17 protein-coding genes are annotated in these 19580 nt (G+C 73.3%); 4 read left to right on the top strand and 13 right to left on the bottom strand.

All coding sequences use genetic code 11. From position 1 onward, the window contains the following. Positions 1-106: 106 nt before the first annotated feature. Positions 107-1114 carry an Lrp/AsnC family transcriptional regulator gene (locus OG286_RS27445; protein ID WP_396319569.1) on the bottom strand — a complete coding sequence of 336 codons (1008 nt, stop codon included), beginning with the start codon at positions 1112-1114 and terminating at the stop codon, positions 107-109. A 124-nt stretch (positions 1115-1238) separates the two neighbouring features. Between OG286_RS27445 and OG286_RS27440 the strand changes: the two genes are divergently transcribed. Then, positions 1239-2051, top strand: coding sequence for an inositol monophosphatase family protein (locus OG286_RS27440; RefSeq protein ID WP_396319570.1), 813 nt, complete (start codon positions 1239-1241; stop codon positions 2049-2051). Between the two features lie 129 nt (positions 2052-2180). Here the strand turns inward: OG286_RS27440 and OG286_RS27435 are convergent, their stop codons facing one another. The 6 genes from OG286_RS27435 to OG286_RS27410 form a co-directional block, all read right to left on the bottom strand. Beyond that, positions 2181-3068 carry an amidohydrolase family protein gene (locus OG286_RS27435; protein ID WP_396319571.1) on the bottom strand — a complete coding sequence of 296 codons (888 nt, stop codon included), beginning with the start codon at positions 3066-3068 and terminating at the stop codon, positions 2181-2183. Next, positions 3065-4699, bottom strand: a complete 1635-nt coding sequence (locus OG286_RS27430) for an acyl-CoA dehydrogenase family protein (RefSeq protein ID WP_405359682.1) — start codon at positions 4697-4699, stop codon at positions 3065-3067. Before OG286_RS27430 ends, OG286_RS27435 begins: the two co-directional genes overlap by 4 nt. Continuing rightward, positions 4683-5312: a TetR/AcrR family transcriptional regulator gene (locus OG286_RS27425; RefSeq protein WP_396319573.1), complete on the bottom strand. Its 630-nt coding sequence runs from the start codon at positions 5310-5312 to the stop codon at positions 4683-4685. The genes OG286_RS27430 and OG286_RS27425 overlap by 17 nt, the downstream gene beginning before the upstream one ends. A 221-nt stretch (positions 5313-5533) precedes the next feature. Further along, positions 5534-7009 carry a S28 family serine protease gene (locus tag OG286_RS27420; RefSeq protein ID WP_405365835.1) on the bottom strand — a complete coding sequence of 492 codons (1476 nt, stop codon included), beginning with the start codon at positions 7007-7009 and terminating at the stop codon, positions 5534-5536. A gap of 139 nt (positions 7010-7148) precedes the next feature. After that, on the bottom strand, positions 7149-8090 hold the full coding sequence (locus OG286_RS27415) for a serine protease (RefSeq protein ID WP_405365834.1): 942 nt from the start codon (positions 8088-8090) through the stop codon (positions 7149-7151). A 117-nt stretch (positions 8091-8207) separates the two neighbouring features. Next, positions 8208-8837 (bottom strand): TetR family transcriptional regulator, encoded by a 630-nt coding sequence (locus OG286_RS27410; protein ID WP_405365833.1) that lies wholly within the window; start codon positions 8835-8837, stop codon positions 8208-8210. Positions 8838-9007: 170 nt separating this feature from the next. Between OG286_RS27410 and OG286_RS27405 the strand changes: the two genes are divergently transcribed. The 3 genes from OG286_RS27405 to OG286_RS27395 all read left to right on the top strand — a co-directional run bounded on the left by OG286_RS27405 (position 9008) and on the right by OG286_RS27395 (position 10613). Continuing rightward, complete coding sequence (locus tag OG286_RS27405) at positions 9008-9163, top strand: hypothetical protein (protein ID WP_396319577.1); 156 nt, start codon at positions 9008-9010, stop codon at positions 9161-9163. A 73-nt stretch (positions 9164-9236) separates the two neighbouring features. Further along, complete coding sequence (locus OG286_RS27400; protein ID WP_396319578.1) at positions 9237-9569, top strand: DUF4190 domain-containing protein; 333 nt, start codon at positions 9237-9239, stop codon at positions 9567-9569. 135 nt (positions 9570-9704) lie between these two features. Further along, entirely contained in the window at positions 9705-10613 is a 909-nt protein-coding gene (locus OG286_RS27395) for a metallophosphoesterase family protein (protein WP_396319579.1), read from the top strand. A gap of 235 nt (positions 10614-10848) precedes the next feature. Here the strand turns inward: OG286_RS27395 and OG286_RS27390 are convergent, their stop codons facing one another. The 6 genes from OG286_RS27390 to OG286_RS27365 form a co-directional block, all read right to left on the bottom strand. Continuing rightward, positions 10849-13428, bottom strand: a complete 2580-nt coding sequence (locus OG286_RS27390) for an ABC transporter permease (RefSeq protein WP_396319580.1) — start codon at positions 13426-13428, stop codon at positions 10849-10851. After that, a complete protein-coding gene (locus OG286_RS27385; RefSeq protein WP_396319581.1) occupies positions 13425-14180 on the bottom strand; it encodes an ABC transporter ATP-binding protein in 756 nt (251 codons plus the stop codon). The genes OG286_RS27390 and OG286_RS27385 overlap by 4 nt, the downstream gene beginning before the upstream one ends. Continuing rightward, positions 14177-14461, bottom strand: coding sequence for an SHOCT domain-containing protein (locus OG286_RS27380; protein ID WP_405365832.1), 285 nt, complete (start codon positions 14459-14461; stop codon positions 14177-14179). The genes OG286_RS27385 and OG286_RS27380 overlap by 4 nt, the downstream gene beginning before the upstream one ends. A gap of 222 nt (positions 14462-14683) precedes the next feature. Next, positions 14684-15361: a response regulator gene (locus OG286_RS27375; RefSeq protein WP_396319583.1), complete on the bottom strand. Its 678-nt coding sequence runs from the start codon at positions 15359-15361 to the stop codon at positions 14684-14686. Continuing rightward, a complete protein-coding gene (locus OG286_RS27370; RefSeq protein ID WP_396319584.1) occupies positions 15358-16746 on the bottom strand; it encodes a sensor histidine kinase in 1389 nt (462 codons plus the stop codon). Before OG286_RS27370 ends, OG286_RS27375 begins: the two co-directional genes overlap by 4 nt. 91 nt (positions 16747-16837) lie before the next feature. Beyond that, positions 16838-19378: an ATP-dependent Clp protease ATP-binding subunit gene (locus OG286_RS27365; RefSeq protein ID WP_405365831.1), complete on the bottom strand. Its 2541-nt coding sequence runs from the start codon at positions 19376-19378 to the stop codon at positions 16838-16840. Between the last annotated feature and the right edge of the window lie 202 nt (positions 19379-19580).

Genomic DNA, 19580 nt, shown 5'->3' with positions numbered 1-19580 from the left:
CCCGGCCGGTCCCGGGGCGTCGATTACCTCCGAGGTAACGGCCAAGGTCAGGGGTGGGGCCGGGGCGGGACGGGGCCGGGCTGGGCCGGGATGGGTCGGGACCGGGTCAGGGCCGTGGGCGCGGGCGTTGCAACGGGACGCCCGCCCGTTTGACCGCGCGGGCGACGATGACCGTCTCGGCGCGGTCGACGCCGAGCGGGCCGAGCGTCCCGGTGAGGAAGCGGTAGAGGCCGCCGTGGTCCGCACAGAACAGGGTGGCCATCAGGTTGGCCGGGCCGCTGGTGGCGAAGACCCCGTGCACCTGGGGGTGGCGGGCCAGCGCCGTACCGACCTCGGCCAGGCGGCCCGGCGGGACGTCCAGCCAGAGGTTGGCGTCCACGGCCATGCCCAGCAGCCGTGGGTCGACGGTGGCGTGGGTGCGGAGCAGACCGGCTGCGGTGAGCCGGTGCAGCCGGCGGCGGACGGTCGATTCCGGCGCGCCGACGGCCGCCGCCAGGGCGGCGTGGGACTGCCGGGCGTCGACGGAGAGGCGGGCGAGCAGGGCCCGGTCGAGCGCGTCGAGCGGGGGCCTCTCCCGGGGGGCGTCGGCGGGCGGCTCCGTCGGGGCCGCAGGAGTCAGCGCGGCCACCTCGGCCTCGTCCAGGTAGCCGGCCTGCCACCGCCCCGCGTCGGAGAAGGCGTGCAGCACCGCGTGCGTGGTGGTCTCGGTGACCGCCGCGGTGGCGGGCAGCTGCCCGTACAGCAGCCGGTCCCGGGAGCCGGCGTCGCCCAGCATCACCGCGCCGACCTCCTGGCCGCCGAGCATGACGTCGACGAACGGGACGTCCGGACGGTCCGCCAGGGCCTGCGCGATGGTGTCGACCTTGCCGCGCAGCACCCGGACCCGTAGCAGCAGCGCGCCGACGGCGGCGTCCTCGACATCGGGCATCCGGACCACGCGCAGCAGACCGGCCTGCTGCATCCTGGCCAGCCGGCGGGTGACGGTCCGGGCGGAAACACCGAGCACCTCGGCGATCCGGCCGGTCTCGGCCCGGCCGTCGACCTGCAGGGCGCAGACCAGACGGCGGTCGAGTGTGTCCAGCACCGTGTCCTGATCAGCAGTCGAGAGGTCCATGAAGTCCGATCCCCGTCAGTTCTGGCTGCCCTGGCGTCCTGTTCGACAGCAATGACGGTACTCCTTGTCCCGGGCGGCCGGAAGATCCCGCTACCGGCCCGCGGCGGACAGGACAGGAGAAGCGATGAACGACGAGGTCCGGGAGCTGAGGGAGCTGCTGCCCGGGGTCGAGGCGGCGGTGCGGGAGGTCGGCGCGCGGCTGGCGGCGGCGCGCCCGGCCGAGCCCACCCCCGCACGGACGGTCGCGGAGGCGATGGCACACTTCGCCGAGCTGGACGGCCCGGCCGCCGCGCACCTGCGGGCACGGCTGGGCGAACTGCGCCCGCAGGCCGGCTGGGTGACGGACGAACTGGAGGGCGCGGTGCCGGCCGAGGGCGAGTGGTGGCTCTGCGACGCCACCGACGGCGCCGTGCAGTACCTGCTCGGCCAGCAGCAGTGGGCGGTCACCGCCACCCTGCTCCGGGACGGTGTCCCGGTGCTGGCCGTGGTGCACGCGCCGGAGCTCGGCGGGCGCACGTACCGCGCGGTGCGGGGCGGCGGCGCCGAGCTCGACGGGCGGCCCGTCGCACCACCGGAGCGCGAGCTGCCGGTGGCCGTCGCCGGGACCAGCCAGCCACCACTGGTGGCCTCGGACCCGGTGGCGCTGCGCCGCGCGGGCGAGTCGCTGACGGCGGTGTTGGGCTCGGTGCTGGCGGTCCGCAACCTCGGGCCGACGTCACTGCAGGTCGCCCAGGTCGGATCGGGGCAGCTGACGCTGTTCTGGGAGTACGGGGCGGACGCGGGCAACCTGCTGCCGGGGGCGCTGATCGCGGCCGAGGCGGGCGCGACGGTGACGGACGCCGCAGGGGCGGCCTGGACGGCCGGCTCCGACAGCTTCCTCGCCGCCGCGCCCGGGCTGCACGGGGACGTGCTGAGGCTGCTGCGTCCGGTCGGGTGACCGCCGGCGTCGGCGACCACCCGGACCGAACAGCGTGGCGGTGCCGGCGTCAACGGCGGGGGAGGCCGAACTGCGTGGCCACGGCGACGTCAGCGGGCGGCCAGACCGAACAGCGTGACCGTGCCGGCCTCAACGGCCGGCCAGACCGAACAGCGTGGCCGCGTTGTCGTGGCAGACCGCGCGAAGCCACTCCTCCCCCAGGCCCAGCCGGTCCAGCGCCTCCAGCTGGTGCATGTACCGGTACGGGATGTTGGGGAAGTCGCTGCCGAGCAGGACCCGGTCCTGGAGGGCGTGCAGGCGCGGCAGTTCGGCGCGTGGGAACGGATCGTCCGCCTCGACGAAGTCGGTGAACGCCATGGTGGTGTCCAGCCGGACGGACGGATGTCTCTCGGCGAGGTCGAGGAAGTCGCGGTACTCGGACATGCCGAGGTGGGCGACCACCAGGACCAGGCCCGGGTGCCGGTCCAACACCTCGCCGATCGGGCCGGGGCCGGTGAACTTGCCCGCCACCGGGCCGGATCCGCAGTGGCTGACCACCGGGGTGCCGGTCTCCGCGAGCAGCCCCCAGACCTCGTCCAGCCGGCGGTCCGTCGGGTCGTAGCCGCCGACCTGGAGGTGTGCCTTGAACACCCGGGCGCCGTCCTCGATCGCCCGCGCCACGTAGGAGGGCGCCTCGGGCTCGGCGAAGAAGGTCGCGGTGTGCAGGCAGTCCGGGGTGCGGGCGGCGAAGTCGGCGGCCCAGGCGTTCAGCCAGGCGGCCATGCCGGGCTTGTGCGGGTACAGCATGGACGTGAACGCCCGGACGCCGAACACCCTTAGGCGATCCACGCGTTCGGTCTCGGCCTGACGGTAGGTGATCGGCCAGGGGCGGTTGACGAGCGGGCCGGCCGCGTCGAAGTACGCCCACACCTTGTCGAGGACGTTCTTCGGCATGAAGTGGGTGTGCACGTCGATCAGGCCGGGCAGGCCGAGGCCCTGCCAGAAGCCGCGGACGTCCGTCACCTCGTCGTCGCTCATGCGGGCACCGGGCGGGCGCGGTCGATGATCGCCCCGGCGTCGAGGCCGGAGGGCAGGGTGCCGAAGGCGGCGCCGTGGTCACCCCCGAGGCGGGAGGCGCAGAAGGCATCCGCCACCGCCGGGTCACCGTGGCGGACCAGCAGCGAGCCCTGGAAGGCCAGCGCCATCGACTCGACCAGCCGGCGGGTCCGGAACTCCACGTCGCTCAGGTCGGCGAGCTGCTTGCGGAGTCCGGCGACGGCGGCATCGAGCCGGCGGTCCGCGCCGGCGGCCGCGTCCAGCTCGCCGAGGAAGGCCTCGACGGTGTCCGGCCGCTTGGCCATGGCACGCAGCGCGTCCAGGGCGGCGACGTTGCCGGAGCCCTCCCAGATCGAGACCAGCGGCGCCTCCCGGTAGAGCCGGGGCATGCCGGACTCCTCGACGTAGCCGTTGCCGCCGAGGCACTCCAGTGCCTCGGCCGCGTGCGCCGGACCGCGCTTGCAGACCCAGTACTTGGTGACGGCCAGCCCCAGGCGCCGTACCAGCGTCTCGGACTCGTCCCCGGCGAGGGCGAGGTCGGTGGCCTGGGCGAGCCGCATCGCGACGATGGTGGCCGCCTCGGACTCCACCAGCAAGTCGGCGAGCACGTTGCGCATCAGCGGCTGGTCGACCAGCGCCCGGCCGAAAGCGTGGCGGTGGACGGCGTGGTGGACGGCCCTGGTGGCGCCGAGGCGCATGCCGGAGGCGGCACCGATGGTGCAGTCGAGGCGGGTCATGTTGACCATCTCGATGATGGTCGGGACGCCCCGGCCCTCCTCGCCGACCAGCCAGCCGACCGCGCCGTCGTACTCGATCTCGGCGGAGGCGTTGGACTTGTTGCCCAGCTTGTCCTTGAGCCGCTGGAGGTGGAGGCGGTTTCGGCCGCCGTCCGGGAGGATGCGCGGCAGCATGAAGCAGCTGAGCCCACCCGGCGCCTGGGCCAGCGTCAGGAAGAGGTCCGACATCGGCGCCGAGGTGAACCACTTGTGCCCGGTCAGCCGGTAGCTGCCGTCCGCGTGCAGGGTCGCGGTGGTGGTGTTGGTGCGGACGTCCGAGCCGCCCTGTTTCTCGGTCATCGACATGCCGGCGATCAGCCCGCGCTTGCCGTGCGGCTCGCGCAGCCCGAAGTCGTACTCGGTGGCGGCCAGCAGCGGCTCCAACTCGGCCGCGAGGGCGGGGGTGGCGCGCAGGGCGGGCACGGCGGCGTACGTCATCGAGACCGGGCAGGTGTGGCCGGCTTCGACCTGGCCCCAGACGAAGAACTTGGCCGCGCGGGCGGCGTGCGCGCCGGGCCGGTCGTCCCGCCAGGGCGCGGCGTGCAGGCCGTGGCCGACGGCGGTGCGCATCAGCTCGTGCCAGGCGGGGTGGAACTCGACCTCGTCGATCCGGTGGCCGAAGCGGTCGTGGGTGCGCAGCACGGGCGGGTTCTCGTTGGCCAACCGGCCCCACTCGGCGGCCTGTTCGGAGCCGGCCAGCCGGCCCAGCTCGTGCAGCTCCGGCTCGGCCCAGCCGGCGCCGGCCCGGTGCAGGGCGGCGAGCAGGGCCGGGTCGGCGGCGGTGTCGTGTCCGTACGGCAGGGGCACCTGGTTGGTGACCTCATGCGTCGCTGTCATCGCGTCCTCCCAGGGCACGCAGGGTGAAGGAGACCAGGGCGGGGACCACCTCGGGCGGGGTGTCCCCGGTAGCGGGTGCGTGGGCCTCGGCGAGCGGGCCGGCCAGGGCCTCGCCGACCGCGCCGACGATGCCGGCGGCCGTCAGCTCCGGGTCCTGCCGGGGCAGCCGGCCGGCCGCCACTGCGGCGGCGATCTCGGTGGCGATCACGTCGCGGAACGCCCGCCGGAACACCAGGCGTTCGGCGTCCACGACGGCGTCGGCCGGTTCGACCAGCAGCACGTAGGCGAGCCGTGGCGCGCGCAGGGCGCGGGCGGCGAAGGTCTCGACGACGGCGGCGATCCGCTGCAGCGGGGCATCGCGGCGGGCGACGGCCTCGTTGACGGCGGCGATCTCGCGGGTGACCACCCGGCGGAACAGCTCGACGGACAGCTCGGCCTTGTTGGCGAAGTGCTGGTAGAGGCTGCCGGTGGCGATCCCGGCGCGGTCCGCGACGGCGGCCATCGAGCAGCCGCGGTAGCCGCGCTCGGCGAGCAGCAGGACCGCGGCCTGGAGCACCGCCTCGCGTTGGGCGTCCAGGCGGGCTTGTACGGCGGGCGTGCGTCGGTAGGCCACGGAAGCATTGAAGCACCGATTCACTGCTTCGGGGAGGGGGTGCGCGGCACTGTTTCCCCCGGTCGGCCGCACGGTCCACGAGGGGCCATCCGCCCGCGCTTTGCCGGGCGGATGGCCCCTCGTGGACCGTGCGTGCCGCTGTCACGGGCGATCTGGGCCCGGCCCGTTGCGGGCGGTGACGTTGTCACCGCCCGCCGGAGGCCGTGGTGGCCCGGTCGCCGCTAGAGGCGGTTGTGCTCCAGCTTCAGGCCCTCCTCGTCCAGCGGGCCGAACGGCGGGATCTGGTGCGACTGGGCGAGCGAGCGGGCTGCAGCCGGGTCGGCCAGGCCGGCCCACTCCAGCACCTTCGCGGTGGCCTCGGCCGACTCCGCCGCCGGCAGCTTGCCGATGTTGGAGCCGTGGTTGCCGCCGGGCACGGTGTAGACGTAGCTGTCCTCACTGCCCCAGCCCAGCCGGAACGGCTCGGCGCCCCACGGGTCGTTCTGCCCGTAGACGAAGATGATCCGCTCGGCCGAGTGCTTCACCCAGCGGTCGATGTCACGCATCGCGGACGGGTCGAAGCGCATCGGGATGCTCTTCGGCACGTAGGTGCGCGGCGAGTACAGCTCCTTGAAGTCGTAGTGCTGCAGCCCCTTGAGGTGCGGGACCTCGAAGGTGGGCGACCCCAGCTGGGTGCCCGCCTGGTAGTAGTACGCGGTGTACTTGGCGAGCGACTGGTCGCTGTTGCCGGTGATTCCGGACTGGGCGTCGAACCACGCGTACAGCTGGTCGTCGGTGGCGGCGGCCCCCGGCGGGACGCTGGCGCAGTCCGCCTGGGTGCTGTACTGCCAGAAAGCCCAGACCACGTCGAGCACGCCCGCCTCGTACGCCCGGTCGGCACTGCCGGTGGTGGTGAAGGTCGAGCCGGCGGCGGCGTTGTCGGCCACGTAGCGGGCCTCCAGCCGGTCGCGGCGGACGAGCAGCTCACGCTGGGCGGCGTCCAGCGCGGCACGGCACTCCGGGGTGCCGACGTTCTCGAAGAACTCCGTGTACGCGGAGTCCTCGCGGTTGTCGACGTCGTTCGGCGCGACGTAGGCGATGGTGCCGTCCACGTCCTCCGGGAAGAAGCGGCGGTGGTAGGTGGAGGACATGCCGCCCTTGCTGGCCCCGGTGGAGAGCCACGCACGGTGGTAGATCCGCTTGAGGGCGGTGATGATCCGGTGCGAGTCGGTGGCCGCCTGCTCGATGCCGGCCTTGGTCCAGTCGGCGGGCTCCGGGCGCGACGGCGTGAAGTACCGGTACTCGATGGAGACCTGGTTGCCGTCGGTCAGCCGGGTCGGCTCCGTGCGCGACGGGGTGGTGCCCAGGGTATAGCCGTTGGTGTAGAAGACCGTCGGGCGGTCGAAACCCCGGTGCAGCACGCTCAGCCGCTGCTGGAAGGTGCCCAACCACGGGCGGAAGTGGTCGATCGGCTGGGTGTAGGTGAGCAGGAAGTAACGGTGGTCGGCGTCGGTGGGCTTCTCCTCGGTGACGGTCATCCCGGGGATCGCCGCCAGGCGGTCCTTGATGTCGGCCGAGGCGTCGTCGGCGACCGAGGACCCGCCGCGGCCGTCCGGGCTGCCAGGCTCCCCCTGCGCGAACGCGGGCGTCGCCAGGCCGAGGCCGAGCATGGGTATCAGCAGAACGGCGACCAGCAGCCTTCTGAGCTTGGTGGACATCAACTCTCCATCGGGTCAACGGAACTGTTCGACACTCTCCGGCAGCCGGTGGCCGGCTGCCGGTCGGACGGCCGTCCGGTAGACGGCCGAGTGGGCCACCCGCCGATCGCGGATGGCCCACCGGGAAAAGATGTGCTGGTCAGGGGCGCGGCAGGGTGCAGCCGGGCAGAGTGAGGTCGAGGCGGTTGCCGGCCGCGAAACAGGCCGGGATGCCGTAGGTCTCCTGGGCGTAGTTGATGCCCTGCCGGACGGTCACCACGCCGTTCTGGTCCACCTCGCACGGGTTGTTGTCGGTGCAGCGCTGGCCGTCCTCATTGCCGGTGTTGTTCACGGCGACGACCTGGCCGGTGCTGACGTCGACCACGGGCGAACCGGAGGTGCCGCCGATGGTGTTGCAGCTGGAGGTGTAGCGGACCGAGTCCTTCCAGGTCCAGGAGCCCTCCTTCAGCCGGTAGACGAAGCCGTCGACCGAGCAGGAGTAGATCTTCTTCCAGTAGCCGGAGACCACCTTGATCGAGGTGCCCTGCACCGGGTGGCCCGCCGCGATGGTCAGCGGGGCGATCCCGTAGCGCGACTGGATCGAGGCGTAGGTGGTGTTCAGCTGGTAGATCGACACATCGGTGTCGGTCATGGTCCCGTAGACCACCTTGGTCGCGCGCAGCGTCGCGGCCTTGCCACCGGTCGAGTTGAGCAGCGAGAAGGTGCGGCTGGACGCCTGGTTGACCACGACCTCACCCGGGCCGGGGAAGCCGCTCTCCAGGCAGTGGCCGTTCGAGAGGACGAGCGCCGGGTCGGTGGCGGCCGAGCCGGGGAGCCGGACCAGCGAACCGGAACAGTTGCTGAGGGCCACCGTGCCGGCGAAGTTCACGGCAGCGGCGGCCTGCGCCTGCGCGGTGAAGCTTTCGGCGGCAGCGCCGCCGGCGGCGGCTTCGGCGGCGTCTGCTGTGGCCGCGGCCGTTGCGGCGGCGGTCGTTGCGGCGGCGGCTTCGGCGGGGGCTGCGGATGCGGTGGGGGCTCCGGCGAGGGCGGTGGCCCCGGCGAGCAGGAGCGTGGTGAGCATGCCTATGAGCGGCTTCTTCATGAGAGACCTCTCGTTGTGGGGGTGCACCCAAAGCTGGCGCGGACATGACGTGATGTCAAGAGTCCGCCCACAACGGAGAGGCCGGGCAGCCGCGGCCCCCGGCCACCTCAACTGCCTTCAGCCACCTTGCCAGTGGCGACGACCGAGGCTGATCAGCCTCAACTGGAGCCGGGCGGTGGCGGCAATGCGCTGCTCGCGGGCCGGGTCGACCTCCTGAGCCTCGAGAAAGGCGGCGGCCGTGGAAACCATGTGGTCGACGTACAGCTCGGCCAGCATCCGCAGATCCTCCCGGCCCCATCCCTGCGACACCGGCTGGAGCGCGAGCGCCGCACCCACCTCCTCGGCAAACCGCCCCAGTTCGGCGTCGATCGCCTCCCGCACCTGACGCACGCCCCCGTGCCGCTCGCGCGAAAGGAAGCGCACATGCGCGCGGTGTTCGCGGACGTGCTGCTCGATGACGTCCACCGTCCGGTCGATCAGCTTCTCGGCTCCGCCCTCCCCGGCGAGCACCGAACGGACCATCACGTGGAGGCTGGCGAGCGACTCCTCGACCAGCGCCACACCGAGCGCGGCGAGGTCCGGGAAGTGGCGGTAGAACGCAGCCGGTGAGAGCCCGGCGGCGCGGGTGACCTCGCGCACGCCGAGGCTCGCCAGGTTCTGGTCGGCCAGCAGGCCCAACCCCGCATCCAGCAATGCTCGCCGACTCTGCTGCTTCTGGGCCTGTCTGGCCCCCACGGTGTGACTCACGTCATTCAGTAAACAAGTGTTTGCCGAAATTGGCCAGTCGGGCGTAGAGTGACCGAGGATTCAGCGAACACTTGTAAACCCAAAGTTTCGCATCGCCTGTGCGGAACCGCCCGTTTGCACCGCTGATTCGCACGACCTGCTCGCACCGCCTGCTGCCGGAAGGGCCCGCCATGATCCTGCTCACCGCCCTGGTCGCCATGGGCGTCCTCGTCGGCGCTGCCGCCCACACCACGCTCCCGGTCTTCCTCACCGCCTCCGCCGCCATCACCGCCTGGCTGCTCGCGTTCGGCGCCCGCGAGGGCATCGCCCGCCTGCGGCAGCGCTGAGCCGGCACACCCCTGCTCTTCGGCCGTCTCACCCTCCGGCCGCCGCGCCTCTTCGGAAGGACTCGCCGCCATCATGAGCACCGTCACGCGCACCGCAGCCAGCACCGCCACCAGCACCACCCCGAGTGCCGCCAGGAGCGCTGCCACCAGGACGACGCGCCGTCACACCATCGCCGAGGCCGACAACCTGGCCGTCGCTTCCTTCCTGCTCGGCCTGCCCGGCCTGCTGCTCTTCAACATCGTCCTGGGGCCGCTCGCCATCATCCTGGCCACGCTCGCCCTCGTCCGGGGCACCCGCCGCCGTGGGCGCGCCGTCCTGGGCCTGGTGCTCGGCGTCGCCGCCCTGGCCGTCCTCTTCGTCACCACCGCCGCCGACCACGGCGTGCTCTGGCAGATCGGCACCTGAGACGGCACCGGGTCGGCCGCCCCGTGCACCGTCCGGCCAGGGCCGGAACCGGGCCACTCGAACGACCGATCCAGCCAATCTGCGGCGCCACGCCCGTCCGTCCCCGTACTGTGGCGCTATCGGCCGGGTGACTGTATGGGGGCTGGAGTGACGACCGAGTACCAGAGTGACGCGCAGTCGGAACGGACGGGAGGGTCCGGCGGCCCCGGACGGGCAGGCAGGCTGGTCGCCGTGAGCGACCTCCACGTCTCCTACCAGGAGAACCGCGACCTGGTGGAGAAGCTGGAGCCCGACTCCCCCGACGACTGGCTGATCGTCGCCGGTGACATCGCCGAACTCACCACCTCCATCGAGTGGAGCCTCGGCCTGCTCGCCGAACGCTTCGCCCGCGTGATCTGGGCCCCCGGCAACCATGAGCTGTGGACCCACCCCGACGACCCGGTGCAGCTGCGCGGCGTCGCCCGCTACGAGCACCTGGTGGAACTCTGCCGCCGCCTCGGTGTCGTGACCCCCGAGGACCCGTACCCGGTCTGGGAGGGCGCCGGCGGGCCGGTCGCCGTCGCCCCGCTGTTCCTGCTCTACGACTACTCCTTCCGTGCGCCGGGGACGACCACCAAGGAAGAGTCCCTGGCGGCCGCCTACAGCAGCGGCGTGGTCTGCGCGGACGAGCGGATGCTCCACCCGGACCCGTTCCCCGATCTCGACTCCTGGTGCCGCGAGCGTGTCCGGATCACCGAGGAGCGGCTCGCGGCCCACGACCCCGAGCTGCCGCTGGTCCTGGTCAACCACTACCCGCTGGTCCGTCACCCCACCGAGGTCCTCTGGTACCCGGAGTTCGCCCAGTGGTGCGGCACCGAACTGACCGCCGACTGGCACCGCCGCTTCAACACCGCCGCGATGATCTACGGGCATCTGCACATCCCCCGGGTGACCAACTACGACGGTGTCCGGTTCGAGGAGGTCTCGCTCGGCTACCCGCGCGAGTGGCACCGCCGCGGCCTGCCGGACCCGCTGCTGCGGCAGGTGTTCCCGCAGGACGGGTGAGGTCCTGCGGCCCTGAGGTCGCGGCTTGAGGCCTCCGGGTCGACGTCCACGGCGGGTGCGGCCGGCCCCTGCACCCGCCCGCACCTGCCCCGTGTCTACCGCTTCATGCCTACCGCCTCCTGCCGGCCGCCTCCTGCCCCTGTCGCCTTTTCCGCCCGCCTCAGGGCGTCCGCTTCAGGCCATCCGGTCGCCCCGCTCCGACACGTCCGCTGCGGTTACTCCGCTTCATGTCGTCTCACTCCGTCGCAATCGCCCGGAGCACGTCCAGCCGCGCCGCCCGCCCCGCCGGACGGAGGCCGGCCACCGCACCAGCCAGCAGTCCGGCTGCCAGCACCACCGCGAGCTGCCCCGGCGGTATCGCGAACGAGCCCGTCCCCGCGCTGTCCGAGGCCCGCACCAGCGCCCAGCCGAGGAAGGCCCCGAGGCCGAGCCCACCCACCGTGCCGAAGGCGGCCACCAGCACCGACTCCCAACGCACCATGCCCCGCAGCTGCGCCCTGGTCTGGCCGACCGCTCGCAGCAGGCCCAGCTCCCTGGTCCGCTCGTGCACGGCCAGCGTCAGCGTGTTGGCGATGCCGAGCAGCGCGATCAGCACCGCCAGCGCCAGCAGCGCGTAGACCACCGAGAGCATCATGTCGACCCCTCCGACGGCGCTCTCCGCGTACTCGTCCCGGTCCTGCACCGTCGGGTTCCCGAACGGGGCCGCGGCCTTCGCGACGGCGGCCTTGCCCGCGCCGAGCGTCACCCCGCTCTTCAGGCCGACGGCCACCATCGTGTCCGCGTCCTGGCCACGGTGCGGAGCCCAGGCCTGGCGGGTTATCAGGTAGTCCCCGGCCAGACCGCCGCCCTCGTACAGGGCACGGATGGTGAACGGGCCGCTCGCGCCGTCCGTGAAACCGACGGTGACGCTCTGGCCCAGCCGCCAGCCGTGCTGCTCGGCCTCGCTGCGCGAGACCGCCAGTCCGTCCGCGCCCAGGGTGTCGAGGGTGCCGTCGACCCTCCCGAGGTCGACGATGCCGGCCAGCCGCGCCGGGTCGGTGACGTCCAGCGTCCGCCCATGGCCGTCGATCCGCGCGACGCCACGGCCGAGGCCCACCGTCTGCCGGACCTCGGGCAGTTGGGCGACGGTGTCGGCCAGCTTCGGGCTGACCCCGCTGCCGCCCGCACCGAACGAGGGCGCGGTGACGGCGAGATCGCCGGCGAACGACGCGCTCACCGTGGTGTCCAGGGTGGCCTTGACGGAGGCGCCGAACACCGTGAACAGGGTGACCACCGCGACGCCGATCATCAGGGCAGTCGCCGTGGCCGCCGTCCGGCGCGGATTACGGGCCGCGTTGCGCCGGGCCAGGGTGCCCGAGACCCCGCGCAGCCGGGGCAGCGGGGCCCCCAGCGTCCGGACCGCGAAGGCGGCGGCGACCGGGCCGAGCACCACCACGCCGGCCAGGACCGCCAGCGCCCCGACGGCGGTCAGCGTCACCGACGGCCCGTCGGTCGCCCCGACGGCCGCGGCCGGGACACCGGCCGTGACCAGCAGCGCACCGAGTGCCACCCGGACCCTCCCGGACCGCCCCTCGGCCGCCCGGTCCACCCCGGTCTCGCGCAGCGCCGCCAACGGCGCGGTGCGCCCGGCCCGGACGGCCGGCAGCAGCGCCGAGCCGACCGCCACCACCGTGCCGACCAGCAGCGGCAGGACGACCGCGGCCGTGCTGATCACCATGCCGCCGGTCGGCAGCGAGAAGCCGAGCACCGAGAACAGCGCCTTGAGCCCCGCCGCCACCCCGATCCCGCCGATCAGCCCGCCGAGCGAGGCCAGCGCGCCGACGGCCAGCGCCTCCGCCAGCGTCGCCCCGAGCACCTGGCCACGCACCGCGCCGAGCGCCCGCAGCAGGGCGTTCTCCCTCGTCCGCTGGGCGACCACGATGGCGAAGGTGTTGTGGATGGTGAAGGTCGCGACCAGCAGCGCGATCCCGGCGAAGACCAGCAGCAACGTGGTGAACATGGTCAGGAACCGCCCCGACACCATCGCGGTGCTCTCCTGGGTGGCCGCCGCCCCGGTGACCGCCTCCGCCCCACCCGGCAGCTGCGGGGCGATCCGGGCCACCAGCTCGCGCTGCGAGAGCCCGCCCGCGGCCCGGAGCTGGATCGAGCCGGCCTGGCCGGCGCCCTTCGGCGTGAGGTAGCGCTCGGCGTCCCCGAAGGTCAGGGCGGTGAAGGTGGTCGGCCCCATCCCGTCGGCGCTCTCCCCGAAGGTCGCGATGCCGACGATGGTGACCGTCACCGGGTCGGGGGTGCGCAGCACGGTGGTGGAGCCGAGGTGCAGCCCGCCGGTCTTCGCCGCACCCCGGTTGATCACGGCCTCGCCGGGCGCGGAGGGCGCCCGGCCCTCCGCCAGTTTGTAGGGGTTGAGCCGGCTGTCACCGAGCCAGTTGCCCGCCAGGGTCGGCGGTCCCTGCCCGCCGATCGGCTTGCCGTCGCTGCCGACCAGCTGGCCCGCTCCCTGGACGGACGCCTCGGCGGCGGCCACCCCGGGGACGGCGCGCAGTCGGTCGACCAGCCCCGTGTCGACGGGTGCCCGGACGCCGCCGGGCGTCCCCGGGGAATCCAGGACGTCGGCACTGCGGACCACCACGTCGGTACCGGCGTTGGCGTCGGCGAACAGGGTGTCGAAGTTGGCCCGCAGGGTGTCGCCGAGCACCATCGTCCCGGTCAGGAAGCTGACCCCGAGCAGGATCGACAGGAAGGTGCCGACCAGGCGCCGTTTGTGTGCGCCCAGCGAGCGCAGGCTGAGCCGGACGGCGGCCGTCGTGGACGTCATGACCGCCCCCGTTCGAAGGCCTTCATCCGGTCCAGCACCCCGCCCGCGGTGGGCCGCTCCATCCGGTCGACCAGACGGCCGTCGGCGAGGAACAGCGCCTCGTCGGCGTGCCCGGCGGCCATCGGGTCGTGGGTGACCATGACGACCGCCTGCCCCATCTCGTCCACCGCGCGGCGCAGCAGCCCGAGCACCTCACCGCCGGTGCGGGAGTCGAGGTTCCCGGTCGGCTCGTCGGCGAAGACCACCTGCGGCCGCCCGGCGAGCGCCCGGGCCACCGCGACGCGCTGCTGCTGGCCGCCGGAGAGCTCGCTCGGTCGGTGGTGCAGCCGGTCGCCGAGGCCGACGACGTCGATCAGCGCGTCCAGCCAGGCCTGGTCCGGCGCGGCGCCGGCCAGGTCCAGCGGGAGGGTGATGTTCTCCCGGACGGTGAGCGTGGGCACCAGGTTGAAGGCCTGGAAGACGAAGCCGATCCGCTCCCGGCGCAGCAGGGTGAGGCGCCGGTCGCCCAGCGCGCCCAGCTCGGTGTCACCGATGTACGCGCTGCCGGCGGTGAGGGTGTCCAGCCCCGCCGCGCAGTGCATCAGGGTGGACTTGCCCGAGCCGGAGGGGCCCATGATCGCGGTGAACCGCCCGGCCGGGAACTCGACCGTGACGTGGTCGAGCGCCCGGACCTCGGTACCGCCGACACCGTAGATCTTGACGGCGTCGGCGACCCGCGCGGCGGTGCCGCGTACGACGTCGAGGGTGGTCACTTCCCGGCACCCCCTCGGTACTGCTCGCCGACCTGCCCGCGGCGCGACTCTGTCAGCACGGCCCGCTTGGCGCGGTACTCCTCGGCGTCGATGTCGCCCTCGGCGTAGCGGCGGCCCAGCACGGCCAGCGGGTGGTCCGGACCGGCTCCGCAGCCCCGGCGCCAGACCGTCCGGCGCAGGAGGACGATCACGAGGAACACCACGGCGGCCCAGGCCAGCGGGATCAGCAGGATCCAGGGGCCCGGCCAGTGCCCGTCGTGGTCGGCCAGCAGCGTGTACATGATGGTTCATCTCCTCGGCGGTGGGCTTCAAGGGCCTCGGGACGGTTCCCGAACTGACTTGAGCGTCCCGCCGACGGAGCTACTCCCGCGTCCTCCGGGGAGCGGCAGTCGGGATACTCCCGCGGGAGTACGACGGCCGCGACGCAGGGGCGCGGGGAGTAAGGAGCCCCCTCGGGTACCCCGCGGCGTGCCTGAACCACCCGCGCCCGGGCCGCCCGTGCCTCAGCCCAGCCAACCCGGCCGGACCAGCCCCGACTCGTAGGCCAGCACCACGAGTTGCGCCCGGTCCCGCGCGCCGAGCTTCACCATGGCCCGGCTGACGTGCGTCTTCGCGGTCAGCGGGCTGACCACCAGCCGGCGCGCGATGTCCTCGTTGGAGAGCCCCATGCCGACCAGCGCCAGCACCTCCCGCTCACGCTCGGTGAGCACGGAGACGTCCGTCAGGCCCGCCACCGCCGCCTCCGGCGCCTTGGAGCGGGCGGCGAACTCACCGATCAGACGACGCGTCACCCCCGGCGAGAGCAGCGCGTCGCCCGCGACCACGACCCGGACGGCACGGAGCAGTTCGGCCGGCTCGGTGTCCTTGACCAGGAACCCGGCCGCCCCCGAGCGGAGTGCCTCGAAGACGTACTCGTCCAGCTCGAAGGTGGTCAGCACGACCACCCGCACCTCGGCCAGCGCCGGGTCGGCGGCGATCCGGCGGGTGGCCTCCAGCCCGTCCATCCGGGGCATCCGGATGTCCATCAGGACGACATCCGGCAGGAGTTCGCGGGCCAGGCGGAGCGCGGCCTCGCCGTCGTCCGCCTCGCCGACCACGGTGAGGTCGTCCTGCATGTCGAGCAGCGCCCGGAACCCGGCCCGGACGAGCACCTGGTCGTCCGCCAGCAGTACCCTGATCACGAGCACTCCCTCTCGCCGGTGGGCCCTTGCCCCTCACCCCTGGACTCCGGCCTCTCGCCGGTGGGCCGCGGCCCCTCGCCTGCCGGGCCCGTCGGCTCGACCGTGGGCCCCTGCCGCGTCGGCAGCACCGCCCGGACCCGGAACCCGCCCCCCGCCGACGGCGCCACCGGCCCCGCCGTGATGCTGCCGCCGAACGCGGCGACCCGCTCCCGCATCCCGGCCAGCCCACTGCCCGTCCCGCCCGCGTCTCCAAGCGAGGCCGGGCCCGGGTCGTCGACCTTGACGACCAGCGAGTCGGGATCCCTCCAGTCCAGCACGACCGCCGCCTGCCGGGCGATCGAGTGCCTGATCACATTGGTCAGCGCCTCCTGGACGATCCGGAAGGCCGTCAGGTCGACGCCGGCGGACAGCGCGCGCCGGCGGCCCGTCTCGTGCACCTCGACCTCCAGCCCGACCCGCTCCGCCTGCTCGGTGAGCTCGTCGAGCCGGTCCAGCCCGGGCGCCGGGCCGCGCGGCGCCGCCGCCCCGGGCGCGCGCAGCGTCCCGAGCACCTGGCGGACCTCGCCGAGCGCCTCCTTGCTGGTCGCCTTGATCGTGGTCAGCGCCGTCCGCGCCTGCTCCGGCCGGCTGTCGATCAGCGCGAGCGCCACCCCGGCCTGGATGTTGATCAGCGAGAGGCTGTGCGCCAGGATGTCGTGCAACTCCCGCGCCATCCGCAGCCGTTCCTCGTTGGCCCGGCGCTGAGCCAGCTGCTGCTCGTACTCCCGGTGGGCAGCCATCTGCTCCCGCCGGAACCGCACGATCTCGGCGACCGACACCACCAGCAGCAGCCAGGCGATCAGCCCCAGCTCCTGCCACCAGGTGATCGTCGACGGAGCCGCGCGCTGCCAGTCGGCCGGCACCGCGAAGGTGACCAGCGCATGGACGAGGTAGACCCCGCCGAGCCCGGCCCAGGCGGCCCGGCGGTGCCCGGAGCCGACCGCCGCACAACAGGCGATCACCCAGCTCAGGAAGACCGGCCCGTACGGATACCCGGCGGTCAGGTACACCGCGGTGACCAGTGAGGTCCCCGCGACCACCGCCACCGGCCACCGGCGGCGCAGCACCAGCAGCACGGGCCCGAGCACCAGCAGGACGTACCCGAAGGCGTCCAGCGGGACCCGCCCGCTCTGGTGCCGGCCGGCCGCGGTGGACCCCACCACCTGGAGCGCCGCGACCACGACCGCCGCCGCCACCGGCCAGCCCGCCTTGGCGGCCCGCACCCACGGCGGGCGCCACGGCTCGGCATGCCCGCCCGGGGGCGTGCCGAACCCGCCCGGCGCGGGATGCTCCCCCGGGGGCGGCCCGGAACGCGCCGACGGCGGCTGAGGTGTACGCGGCGTCATGCCCGGAAGGCTAGACCCCGCGCGCACCCCGCCGCGTCACCCGAGAGTCGCGTTCGCGCGTACTCCCGCGGGAGTACGCGCGAACGCGAGCTCACCTCTGACCCTCCGCCGCAGCCGGCTCCTCGGCCTCCTCGAAGGTGGCCGAGGCTTCCGGCCGGGCCACCGTCACCACCAGCTCCCCGTCACTCACCCCCGCGATCAACGTGTCCCCCTCCTGCACACTGCCGTCCAGCAGGAGGTTGGAGATCCGGTTGTCCAGCTCCGACTGGATGGTCCGGCGCAGCGGCCGCGCCCCGAACTCCGGCTGGTAGCCCCGGTTCACCAGCCACTCCTTGGCCTCCTCGGCGACCTCCAGTTGCACGCCCTGCGCCTTCAGCCGGCGCCGGCTGCGGTCCAGCATCAGGTCGACCACCCGGAGGAGGTCCTTGCGGGTGAGCGCGTGGAAGACGATCACCTCGTCGATCCGGTTGAGGAACTCCGGACGGAACTGCGTCCGCAGGTCCCTCATCAGGTCGTCCTTGATCTCGTCGACGTCACCCGAATGGTCGAGGATCCGCTGCGAGCCGATGTTGCTGGTCATGATGACCACGGTGTTGCGGAAGTCGACCGTACGCCCCTGGGAGTCCGTCAGCCGCCCGTCGTCCAGCACCTGGAGCAGCAGGTTGAAGACGTCCGGGTGCGCCTTCTCCACCTCGTCGAACAGCAGCACGCTGTACGGCTTGCGGCGGACCGCCTCGGTGAGCTGGCCGGCCTCGTCGTAGCCGACGTACCCGGGCGGGGAGCCGACGAGACGGGAGACGGTGTGCTTCTCCTGGAACTCGCTCATGTCGAAGCGGATCATCCGGTCCGGGTCGCCGAACAGCAGCGCCGCCAGGGCCTTGGCCAGCTCGGTCTTGCCGACGCCGGTCGGGCCGAGGAAGAGGAAGGAGCCGGTCGGCCGGTCCGGGTCGCCCATCCCGGCCCGGCCGCGCCGCACCGCCTGGGCGACCGCCGTCACCGCCTGGTCCTGCCCGATCACCTTCTGGTGGAGGTGCTCCTCCAGCTTGAGCAGGCGATCGCGCTCGGTCGCGTTCAGCTCGGCGACGGGGATGCCCGTCCGCCGCGAGAGCACCTGCGCGATGTCGTCCGCGGTGACCTCGACGACCTCCTCGCGGCCCTCGGCGATCGCGGCCAGCTCGTCCTCGGTCTGCCGCAGCTCGGTCTTGAGGTTGGCCGCGCGCACGAACTCCTCGTCCGCGACCGCCTCCTCCAGCTCCCGGCGCAGCTTGGTGATCCGGTCCTGGACCGGCATCGCCTTGGTGGAGCCGCTCAGGCTGCGCAGCCGTACCCGCGCACCGGCCTGGTCGAGCAGGTCGATCGCCTTGTCCGGCAGGAAGCGGTCGCTGACGTACCGGTCGGAGAGGGTCGCGGCGGCGTCCAACGCCCCGTCGGTGAACCGCACCTGGTGGTGCGCCTCGTAGGCGTCGCGCAGCCCCTGGAGGATCTCGATCGTCTCCCCGACGGTCGGCTCGGGCACCAGCACCGGCTGGAACCGCCGCTCCAGCGCGGCGTCCTTCTCGATGTGCCTGCGGTACTCGTCCAACGTGGTGGCGCCGACTACGCTCAGTTCGCCCCGGGCCAGGGCCGGCTTGAGGATGTTGCCCGCGTCCATCGAGCCCTCGCCGCCACCGCCCGCGCCCACCACGGTGTGCAGCTCGTCCAGGAAGAGGATCACACTCTTCCCGGCCGCCGTGACCTCGTCGATCACGCTCTTCAGCCGCTCCTCGAACTCGCCCCGGTACTTGGAACCGGCCACCAGCGCGGTGAGGTCGAGGCTGACCACACGCTTGTCCTTGAGGCTCTGCGGCACGTCCCCGGAGACGATCCGCTGGGCCAGCCCCTCGACGATCGCGGTCTTGCCGACGCCCGGCTCACCGATCAGCACCGGGTTGTTCTTGGTCCGCCGGGAGAGGATCTCGACGGTCTGCTCGATCTCCTCGGCCCGCCCCACCACCGCGTCCAGCCTGCCGGACCGCGCCTCCTCGGTGAGGTCCCGGCCGTACTCGTCCAGGGTCGGCGTCTGGCTCGGACGCGCGCCGGTGCTGCTGCGTTCGCCCCCGACCCCGCGCCCGTCCATCACCGTGCGCAGCGCCTCCTGCGAGGGCGCCGCGTTGTGCAGGGCCGTGCCCGCGCCCGAGCGCTCCTCCTCCAACAGCGCGCCGAGGATGTGCTCCGGCCCGATGTAGGAGGCGCCCGCGGCCTGCGACCGGGCATGCGCGGCGAGCAGCGCGCGCTTGGCGGAGGGGGTGAGCGCCGGCCGCCCGTCCGCCTCGACCTCCGCGTTCCCGGTGGGCAGCTCCCGGCTCAGGTCGTCGGCGAGCCGGTCCGGATCGATGCCGGCGCGCTCCAGCATCCGGCGCGAGGGTTCCACCCGGGTGGCAGCCCAGAGCAGATGCGCGGTGTCGAGGTCGCTGCTCCCGTCCTCGGCGGCGCGCCGTGCGGCGAGCGCCAGCAGCTCCTGCGAGGACTCACTCAGCAACCGCCCGATCGGCACCCGTTGCACCGCGGGCGGGGAGGCCAGCGGGCTCATGCCGAAGAACCGGCTGAGCAGATCGGAGAACGGATCGTTCGACCCGAACGGGGGAATCGTCACGGTGGATCACCTCTCCCAAGCAGTTCGAGCCCCACACAAACACAGGTGTCGGCCACCCGCCTCCCGGAACGATCCACCCCCGGCCTGCCCGGCCGTCCACCCCGATTCACCCCGCAGGACGGCCGGGTTCACCCAGTGAAGCGGTCGAGCAGCACGCCGCCGCTGTACGTCACGGCCGTGCGAGCACGCCCGCCCGCCACGT

The organism is Kitasatospora sp. NBC_00039 (assembly GCF_045160625.1).
Lineage (GTDB): Bacteria > Actinomycetota > Actinomycetes > Streptomycetales > Streptomycetaceae > Kitasatospora.
The sequence above is the reverse complement of the archived record's forward strand: the minus strand, read 5'-3'. Positions and strand labels throughout refer to the sequence as shown.